The sequence below is a fragment of the Streptomyces sp. NPDC044106 genome, from assembly GCF_056433985.1.
In genome coordinates this window covers 83,553-92,825 of record NZ_JBWKFZ010000029.1, presented here as the reverse complement: position 1 = coordinate 92,825, position 9,273 = coordinate 83,553, and the positions used below count along the sequence as shown (strand labels likewise).

The 9,273-nt window shown below is 73.5% G+C and carries 9 protein-coding genes; 4 read left to right on the top strand and 5 right to left on the bottom strand.

The features are described from left to right. Positions 1-110: 110 nt before the first annotated feature. The 5 genes from AC07DI_RS35820 to AC07DI_RS35800 form a co-directional block, all read right to left on the bottom strand. Entirely contained in the window at positions 111-1,559 is a 1,449-nt protein-coding gene (locus AC07DI_RS35820; RefSeq protein ID WP_478908972.1) for a peptidoglycan D,D-transpeptidase FtsI family protein, read from the bottom strand. A 108-nt stretch (positions 1,560-1,667) separates the two neighbouring features. Beyond that, the gene (locus tag AC07DI_RS35815; protein ID WP_478908970.1) at positions 1,668-2,330 is read right to left on the bottom strand and encodes a response regulator transcription factor; all 663 of its coding nucleotides are present in this window, start codon (positions 2,328-2,330) and stop codon (positions 1,668-1,670) included. Continuing rightward, the gene (locus AC07DI_RS35810) at positions 2,327-3,586 is read right to left on the bottom strand and encodes a sensor histidine kinase (protein WP_478908969.1); all 1,260 of its coding nucleotides are present in this window, start codon (positions 3,584-3,586) and stop codon (positions 2,327-2,329) included. The genes AC07DI_RS35815 and AC07DI_RS35810 overlap by 4 nt, the downstream gene beginning before the upstream one ends. 189 nt (positions 3,587-3,775) lie before the next feature. Next, positions 3,776-4,252, bottom strand: coding sequence for a GNAT family N-acetyltransferase (locus AC07DI_RS35805; RefSeq protein ID WP_478908967.1), 477 nt, complete (start codon positions 4,250-4,252; stop codon positions 3,776-3,778). Between the two features lie 3 nt (positions 4,253-4,255). Further along, positions 4,256-5,029, bottom strand: a complete 774-nt coding sequence (locus AC07DI_RS35800) for an IclR family transcriptional regulator (RefSeq protein ID WP_384257574.1) — start codon at positions 5,027-5,029, stop codon at positions 4,256-4,258. Between the two features lie 159 nt (positions 5,030-5,188). Between AC07DI_RS35800 and AC07DI_RS35795 the strand changes: the two genes are divergently transcribed. From AC07DI_RS35795 to AC07DI_RS35780, 4 genes are all read left to right on the top strand, one after another. Further along, positions 5,189-6,721, top strand: coding sequence for an aldehyde dehydrogenase (NADP(+)) (locus tag AC07DI_RS35795; protein ID WP_478908964.1), 1,533 nt, complete (start codon positions 5,189-5,191; stop codon positions 6,719-6,721). Between the two features lie 4 nt (positions 6,722-6,725). Then, positions 6,726-7,334 carry a DUF1349 domain-containing protein gene (locus AC07DI_RS35790; protein ID WP_478908963.1) on the top strand — a complete coding sequence of 203 codons (609 nt, stop codon included), beginning with the start codon at positions 6,726-6,728 and terminating at the stop codon, positions 7,332-7,334. 106 nt (positions 7,335-7,440) lie between these two features. Further along, the gene (locus AC07DI_RS35785) at positions 7,441-8,157 is read left to right on the top strand and encodes a DsbA family oxidoreductase (protein WP_478908961.1); all 717 of its coding nucleotides are present in this window, start codon (positions 7,441-7,443) and stop codon (positions 8,155-8,157) included. Between the two features lie 22 nt (positions 8,158-8,179). Beyond that, the gene (locus AC07DI_RS35780) at positions 8,180-9,235 is read left to right on the top strand and encodes an aminotransferase class V-fold PLP-dependent enzyme (RefSeq protein ID WP_478908960.1); all 1,056 of its coding nucleotides are present in this window, start codon (positions 8,180-8,182) and stop codon (positions 9,233-9,235) included. Positions 9,236-9,273 lie beyond the last annotated feature (38 nt).

The window sequence follows — 9,273 nt, the reverse complement described above, 5'->3', positions numbered from 1 at the left end:
GGGGGGGGGGGGGGGGGGGGGGGGGGGGGGGAGAAGGGGGGGGGGGGGGGGGGGGGGGGTTCTTTCCCCCCCCCCCCCCCCCCCCCACCCCGCCCCCTCGCCGATTCGGCTCAGCGCTTCAGCGCCGCCTGCATCATCGCCTTGGCGATGGGCGCCGCGAGGCCGTTGCCGCTGACCTCGTCGCGGGCCGCGCTCGACGACTCGATCATCACCGCGACCGCCACCTGCTTGCCGTCGGCGCCCTTGGCGTACGACGTGAACCAGGCGTACGGCGTCTGGCTGTTGTTCTCGCCGTGCTGGGCCGTGCCCGTCTTGCCGCCGACCGTCGCGCCGGCGATCTGCGCGTTCGAACCGGTGCCCTTCTCGACGACCGTCCGCATCGCGGACTGCAGGCCCTTCGCGGTGGACTCGTCCATCACGCGCTGGGACTCCCCGTCGTCGTACCTCTCCAGGACGTCGCCGCCGGAGTCGCTGATCTGCGAGACCATGTGCGGCTTGACGAGCTCGCCGCCGTTGGCGATGGCCGCCGACACCATCGACATCTGCAGCGGCGTCGCCGTCACGTCGAACTGGCCGATGCCGCTGAGCGCCGTCTGCGCCTTGTCCATGCCCGACGGGTAGACGCTCTTGCCCGCGCGCACCGGGACGTCCAGCCTGTCAGCGTTGAAGCCCAGCTTCTCCGCCATCTCCTTGACCTTGTCCTGGCCCAGGTCGACGGCCATCTTCGCGAAGACGTTGTTGCAGGAGTACTGCAGCGCCGTGCGGATGTCGGCGTTCTCGCAGGGCGCCGACCGGTTCTCGTTCTCCAGGACCGTCCGGGTACCCGGCAGCGTGTACGGGTTCGGGCTGCTCGTCCTCGTGTCCACCGAGCCGTAGAGGCCGTCCTCCAGGGCCGCCGCCGCGACGACCAGCTTGAAGGTCGAGCCGGGCGGCAGCGGCTGCCGCAGCGCGCGGTTGACCATCGGCTTCTCCTTGTCGGTGGTCAGCTCCCGCCATGCCTTGGAGTCCGTGGAGCCGCTGATCCTCGACGGGTCGTACGACGGTGTCGAGACCATGCCGAGGATCTTGCCGGTCTCTGGGTCGACGGCGACCGCGGCGCCCTTGATGTCGCCCAGCGCCTTGTACCCGGCCTTCTGCACCGCGGGATCGATCGTCGTCACGACGTCACCGGGAGCGGCGCGCTTGCCGGTGAGCGTGTCGAGCGGGGTCTTCAGCCGGGTGTCGGTGCCGTCGAGCAGGTCCTTGTAGATGCCTTCGAGCTGGGTGGCGCCGTAGACCTGGGAGCTGTAGCCCGTCACGGGTGCGTAGAGGTCGCCGTCCTTGTAGGTGCGCTTGTACGCGAGGTCTCCGCCTTTCGTCCGCTCGGAGCCGGTGATGGCCTCACCGCCCACGATGATGTCGCCCAGCGGGTTCGCGTACTGCTCCATCGCGTTGCGCCGGTTGTGCTTGTCGTCCGCGAGCGCCTTCGAGTCGTGGAACTGCACCCATGTCGCCCGCACCAGCAGGGCGAGCACGAGCAGCAGCGCGAAGACCGAGGCTTGCCTGATCGTCTTGTTCATCCCGTGGAAGGACGAACGGCGGCGAGGGGTTCGTTCCCTTCTGATGCGCTTCTGTCCGTTTTCTCAGAGAGTCCTCAGACAGCAGGGAGTCCTCAGACGGCCCCGCGCTCAGCCGGTCCGCATGAAACCGGCCTCGTACGCCGCGATCACCGCCTGGGTGCGGTCCCGCGCGCCCGTCTTGGCGAGGACGGACGCCACGTGCGTCTTCACCGTCGCCGGGCCGACCCCCATCTGTCCGGCGATCTCCGCGTTCGTCAGCCCCTTCGCCATCAGCCGCAGCACCTCGCTCTCCCGGCCGGTGAGCCGCGCCACCCAGGCGGGCGGGGCGGCCTCGGCGCGGCCGTACTCGGCGGCCAGGGCGCGGACGGCCGAGGGAAAGAGGAGGGAGTCGCTGCGCGCGACGAGCCGGACCGCCTGGACGAGCTCGTCGGCGTCCGCCCGCTTGAGCAGGAACCCCGCGGCTCCCGCGCGCAGCGCCTCGTACACGTACGCGTCGTTCTCGAAGGTCGTCACCACGACGACGCGCGGCGGGCAGGACATCGTCCGCAGGATCTGCTCGGTGGCGCGGATGCCGTCGGTCTCCGGCATCCGGACGTCCATCAGGACCACGTCGGGCCGCAGCTCCCGCACGACGGAGACGGCCTCGGCGCCCGTCGCCGCCTCGCCCGCCACCTCGATGCCCGGCTCGGCGGAGAGGATCGCGCGCAGGGCGGTGCGCACCATGCGTTCGTCGTCCGCGAGGACGACCCTGATGTTGTTGTTCGCCGTCATGGCTGTCCCTTCAGCGGAAGTCGTACGTCCAGTCGCCACGTCGTCCCGCGCACGGGGCCCGCGTCGGATGTGCCGCCGAGCAGCCTGGCCCGGTCGGCGATGCCGCGCAGGCCGTGGCCGCCGCCGGGCCGGGAGCCGGTGGAGCGGGGCGGCAGCGGGTTCTCGGCGGTGACGGTCAGGTCGGGTCCTTCCACGGCGATGCGCAGGGTGACGGCGGTGTCATCGCCGCCGTGCCGCAGCGCGTTGCTCAGGGCCTCCTGCACGATGCGGTAGGCCTCGCGGGAGACCAGCGGGGGCACGGCGGAGGGCTCCACGTCGATGGTGGCGGCCACCCGGAGGCCGCCCGCGACGGTGCGCCGCAGCAGGCCGTCCAGGTCGGCGGCGAGCGTGGGCGCCGGCGCCGTCGGACGGGCTCCGTCGGCCTCGCGCAGCACGCCGAGCACGGCGTCGAGTTCGCCGACCGTGCGGCGCGCGGTGTCCTCGATGGCGGCCAGCGCCTCGCGTACGAACTCCACGTCGTGGTCGAGGACCCGGCGGGCCGCGCTCGCCTGGAGCGTGACGGCGCTCAGGGCGTGCCCGACCGAGTCGTGCAGCTCGCGGGCGAGGCGGTTGCGCACCGCGAGCTCGGCGGCGCGCCGCTCGGCTGCCGCGAGCCGGTCGGCGGGCGTCGGCCCGAGGAGGCCGGGCGCCCAGCGCGCGAGCAGCCCCCCGGCCGCGGCGGCGCACGCCGCGAGCGCCGCGAGCGAGGCGACGCCGATGACCGGCGAGAGTGCCAGCAGCCAGCCCTCGCCGAAGACCGCGGGCAGCCCGATGAGACCGCCCCCGAGCAGGGCGAAGAACGGCAGCGCGATGAGGACGCCCGCGAAGGGCGGCAGCGCGAGCGACATGCCGCTGATGACGCCGCCGAGCCCGAGGTGCAGGGTGAACCACGCGGCGGTGCGCCCGCGCGCCGCCCGGGACCGCGCGGGCCCGTCGGCGAGCGACTCGTCCGGCACCGCGCACAGCGCCCGTACGGCGGCCACCGACATCGGCCGGGTGAGCGGGAAGAGCGCGGTGACCGCGGCGAGCGGCAGCCCGACCGCGAACGACGTGAGCTGGGCGCGGAACGAGCCGAAGAGGCCGCTGTCGCCGAAGAGCGGCCCGACGACGACGGAGCCGACGAAGACGTACGGCATGGCGAGGGCGCCGCCGAGGATGAGATGGACCCACCGGCGGCGCACCCGGCGCCCGAACAGGGCCGTGGCCAGGGCCCTCACGCCGCCGACCCCGCCCGCTCCGTGCGGGCCGGACGCGGGGAGCCGGTGGGCCGGTGGGCGGTGTCCCCCGGACGTCGTGAGCGGGTCGGGGGCAGGTACAGGATCTTCGTCATGCCCCGACGTTCCCCGCGGCGCGGGCGCGGCGCCTCCCGCGCCGTGCTGATCCGCCTCCGCCGCGCGGGGGAGGGCTCAGCCACCGCGCAGGACGAGAACCACCTCGTCGATCTCCGCCTGCCGCGCCGCCGCGTACCCCCGCTCCCGCGCGGACACCCGGAACCCGCACTTCTCAAGGACCCGCAGCGAGCCCGCGTTGTCCGCCGCCGCGCGGGCGTACAGCGGCCGCTCGGGGAACTGGGCGAGCAGCGCGCACAGGGCGGCGGTGGCCAGGCCCCGCCCCCAGTACGCGCGATCGATCCAGTACGTGACCTCCCGCTCGCCGGGCGTCCCGTACACCCCGGCGCTGCCCACCACGTCCCCGTCCACGAGGACCGTGCGGACGTCGACCTCGGCGGAGGCCCGCATCGTGGCCCAGTGCGCGTCGAACCTGTCCCGGTCGGCCGGGTCCTCGGGGGTGAAGGCGGCCATGTGGCAGGACTCGGGGTCGTTCATCTGCCGGAAGAAGACGGGCAGATCACTGTCGTGGACCGGGCGCAGGCTGACATCCATGGCTCAGAGCCTACGAGTTGCCAGTGTCAGCCGGTCGCGTGCGTCGAACAGGGCGTCCTTCACCATCTGTTCGTGCGCGGGCGTGAGCCGCGCGACCGGCACCGAGCAGCTGATGGCGTCGCGCGCGGGGGTGCGGTAAGGGATGGCGACGCCGAAGCAGCGCAGCCCGAGCGTGTTCTCCTCGCGGTCCACCGCGAAGCCCTGCTCGCGCACCGCGCGCAGCTCCTCGATGAGCTGCTCGCGGTCGGTGATGGTGTGCTCGGTGAGCGCGGGGAGCGTCTCCGGGAGCATCTTGCGGACCTGCTCGTCGGTGTGGGTGGCGAGCAGCGCCTTGCCGAGCGACGTGGAGTGCGCGGGCAGGCGGCGGCCGACCCGGGTGAAGGGCCGCAGGTAGTGCTGGGACTGGCGGGTGGCGAGGTAGACGACGTTCGTGCCGTCGAGGCGGGCGAGGTGGATGGTCTCCGTGGTGTCGTCGGAGAGCCGGTCCAGGGTCGGCCGGGCGGCGGCCACGACCTCGTCGCCGTCGATGTACGAGGTGCCGACGAGCAGGGCGCGTACGCCGATGCCGTACCGCGTGCCGGTCGCGTCCGTCTCGACCCAGCCGAGCTCGACCAGCGTGCGCAGCAGCATGTACAGGCTCGACTTGGGGTACCCGACGGCCTCCTGGACCGCGGCCAGGGAGTGCATTCCCGGACGGCCCGCGAAGTACTCGAGCAATTCCACCGTCCGCACCGCGGACTTGACCTGCGCACCGCCTCCGGTCTCGCCAGCCGACATCGCCCTTGACCCCTTCGAACGCCGAGAAATAGTCTCCGAGTCCCCGACCATTCACCGATGGGGACGGCGTTCAGCATATCGAACAGCCCTGGTGAGTGGCGCCCCTCCGGCAAGACCCCTCACAAGACCCTGGCAGTACCTCTGGAAAGGGAATCCGCGGTGGCAGCAGCACCAGTCTGGAGTGTCGACCCCCGAACCGGGAAGCAGCGCGAGCAGGTCGCGGTGGAAGCCACAGCCGAGGAGGTCGACCTGGCGGTCCGCGCCGCCAGGGACGCCGCGCCCGCCCTGGCCGACCGCACGGTCCGCGCCGCCTTCCTGCGCACGGCGGCGGACCTCCTGGAAGAGGCGAAGGGCCACCTCGTGGAGGCCGCGGACGCCGAGACCGCGCTCGGGCCCGTCCGGCTCGCCGGTGAACTCGCCCGCACCTGCTACCAGTTGCGCGCCTTCGCCGGCATCGTCGACGAGGGCGCCTTCCTCGGCGTCGTCATCGACCACCCCGACGCCACGGCGACCCCGCCCGTCCCGGACCTGCGCCGTTACAAGATCCCGCTCGGTGTCGTCGCGGTCTACTCCGCCTCCAACTTCCCCTTCGCCTTCTCGGTGCCCGGCGGCGACACCGCCAGCGCGCTCGCCGCGGGCTGCCCCGTCGTCGTCAAGGCCCACCCCGACCACCCCGGCACCTCCGAGCTCGTCGCCTCCGTGCTGCGCAGGGCCGCCGCCCGGCACGACATCCCCGAAGGCGTCCTCGGCCTCGTGCACGGCTTCGAGGCGGGCGTCGAACTCGTCAAGCACCCCCTCGTCGCGGGCGCGGGATTCACCGGCTCCATCCGGGGCGGGCGCGCCCTCTTCGACGCGGCCGCCGCCCGGCCCGTGCCGATCCCCTTCCACGGCGAGCTCGGCTCCCTCAACCCTGTCGTCGTCACCGAGGCCGCGGCCGCCGAGCGCGGTGAGGAGATCGGCACCGGCCTCGCCGGGTCGATGACGCTCGGCGTCGGCCAGTTCTGCGTCAAGCCCGGCCTGGTCCTGGCCCCCGAGGGCGCGGGTGGCGACCGGCTCGTGAAGTCCCTGACCGACGCGGTCAGCAACACCGGGTCCGGCGTGCTCCTCGATCACCGCATGCGGGACAACTTCGTCGCCGGGGTGCGCGAGCGCGCCGAACTCCCGGACGTCCAGGCCCCGGTGACCCCCGGCGCGGGCGGCGAGCACACCGTCAGCGCGGGCTTCCTCACCGTCCCCGCCGCGCGCCTCGCCACCGAAGGCGCGCACGACCTGCTCCTGGAGGAGTGCTTCGGCCCGGTGACCGTCGTCGCGCGGTACGCCGACGCCGCGGAGATCACCGCCGTCCTCTCCCGCCTGCCGGGCAACCTCACCGCCACCGTGCAGCTGTCCTCGGACGAGGCCGCGGGGGAGAGCGGCCGGGGCGCCGAACTGCTCGCCGAGCTCACCCCGCTCGCCGGGCGCGTCCTCGTCGACGGCTGGCCCACGGGCGTCGCCGTCGCCCCCGCCCAGCACCACGGCGGCCCCTACCCCGCGACCACGTCGACCTCGACGTCCGTGGGCGGCACGGCCGTCGAGCGCTGGCTGCGGCCGGTCGCGTACCAGAACACCCCGGAGGCGCTGCTGCCGCCGGAGCTGCGCGACGACAACCCGCTGGGACTGCCGCGGCGCTACGACGGCCGCCTGCAACACTGAGGCCATGGACGTCACGATCCCCGAACTGCCCTTCCCGCTGCGCACCTACGGCCCCGACGGCCACTGGTCCCACGAGGACGGCGTGCTCACCGGCTGGGCGGGCGCCCGCCAGGACCGCTTCGTCGCGCCGACGGGCGAGGCGCTGGAGCCCGCCTCCGACGCGCCGCGCCTGCTCGGTGCCCCGGAGGGCGACTTCCAGCTGATCGCCCGCGTCACGGTCGGCTTCGCCGCCGCCTTCGACGCGGGCGTGCTCTACCTGCACGTGGGCGAGCGCGAGTGGGCCAAGCTCTGCCTGGAGCGCTCCCCGGACGAGCCGACGATCTGCACGGTCGTCACCCGCGGCCACTCCGACGACGCCAACGCGTTCGTGGTGGACGGCACCAGCGCCTGGCTGCGGATCAGCCGTACGGGCTCGGCGTTCGCCTTCCACGCGTCGACGGACGGCGAGCGGTGGACCTTCGTGCGGATCTTCTCCCTCGGCGACGAGGAGTCGGCGGGCGCCGCGCTCGTCGGCTTCATGGCGCAGTCGCCCGTCGGCGAGGGCTGCGTGGTGACGTACGACCACATCGAGTTCCGCCCGAACTGGCCGAAGGGGCTGCGGGACGGCTCGTAGACCCGGGAGCGGTACCGGGAATGCGGCGCTTTGCCCGTACGTTGACGCGGGGAGCGGAGGCTGCCTCCGTGCCCACCCGATGTACGACCTGAAGAGAGCCACACACATGCGCGTCGAGATCTGGAGCGACATCGCCTGCCCCTGGTGCTACGTGGGCAAGGCCCGCTTCGAGAAGGCGCTCGCCGCCTTCCCGCACCGTGACGGCGTCGAGGTCGTGCACCGCTCCTTCGAGCTGGACCCGGGGCGCGCCAAGGGCGACACCGGGCTCGTCCTGCCGATGCTCATGCAGAAGTACGGCATGAGCGAGGAGCAGGCCCGCGAGGGCGAGCGGCGGCTCGGGGAGAACGCCGCGGCCGAAGGACTCGACTACCGCACGGAGGGCCGCGACCACGGCAACACCTTCGACATGCACCGCCTGCTGCACTTCGCCAAGGAGCAGGGCAGGCAGGACGAGCTGATCGGCCTGCTCTACCGCGCGAACTTCGCCGAGGAGCGGTCCGTCTTCGCGGACGACGCGCGCGTCGTGGAGCTCGCCGTCGAGGCGGGCCTTGACGAGGGCGAGGTGCGGGCCGTCCTCGCCGACCCCGAGCGGTACGCCGACGACGTCCGCGCCGACGAGCGCGAGGCAGCCGAGCTGGGCGCGAACGGCGTGCCGTTCTTCGTCCTCGACCGCAAGTACGGCGTCTCCGGCGCCCAGCCCGCCGAGGTCTTCTCGCAGGCCCTGGAGCAGGCGTGGGGCGAGCGCGCGCCGCTCACCACCCTCGCGACGGCCGACGGCGGCGATGCGTGCGGGCCCGACGGATGCGCGGTTCCGCAGGCCTGACACGCCGCATAGGTTGATCCCCATGGAGTCCATGGGGATCAACACCGGTACGGAATTCGCTCCCACGTCGACGTATCTGAACACCGCGAGCTGCGGTCTTCTGCCGCGCCGCGCCATCGACGCGATCCGGACGCTCGCCGTCGAGAACGGTGCGGGGAGGCCGGGCGGCGCCGGTGACTTCGAGGTGGTGGACGCGGCGCGGGCCGCGTTCGCCCGGATCGTCGGCGTGGCCAAGGGCCGGGTGGCGGTCGGCGGGTCCGTCGCCGTGCACGCCGGGCTGATCGCCGCCTCCCTGCCCCCGGGCGCCGAAGTCCTCGTGCCCGAGGGCGAGTTCGCCTCCATCGTGAACCCCTTCGTGCTGCGCGGCGACCTCAAGATGCGGTACGCGCCGCTGGACGGGCTCGCCGAGGCCGTCACGCCCACGACGGCGCTCGTCTCCTTCTCGGCCGTCCAGTCCGCCGACGGCCGCACCGCCGACCTGCCCGCCGTCCGCGCGGCGGCCGCCGCCCACGGCGCGCGCACCCTGCTCGACGCGACCCAGGCGGTGGGCTGGCTGCCGCTGGACGCCGACGCTTACGACTACACCCTCACCGGCGCCTTCAAATGGCTCCTGTGCCCGCGCGGCGTGTCCTTCCTGACCGTGCGCGAGGAGGTCCAGGACTCCCTCGTCCCGCTGCACGGCGGCTGGCTCGCCGCGGCCGACACCTGGCACTCCACGTACGGCCCGCTCACCGAACTCGCCCCGGACGCCCGCCGGTTCGACGAACCCACCGCCTTCCTCGCCTACCACGGCGCGGCGGCGGCCCTCACCCTCGTCGAGGAGACGGAGATCGACGCGATCCACGCCCACGACACGGCGCTCGCCGCCCGCTACCGCGCCGGACTCGCGGAGCTCGGCCACGTCCCCGTGCCGGGCCGCGCCCCCATCGTCTCGGTGCCCGGCCTCGCAGACCGCGCCGCCGAGCTGACCCGGGCCGGCATCCTCACCTCGGCACGGGCGGGACACCTGCGGGCGACGTTCCACCTGTACAACACCGAGGCGGATGTGGACCGCCTCCTCGACGTCCTCTCCTGCTGAGGCCTGGCGCGGCGGGCCGCGGAACGCCAGGCTTGACA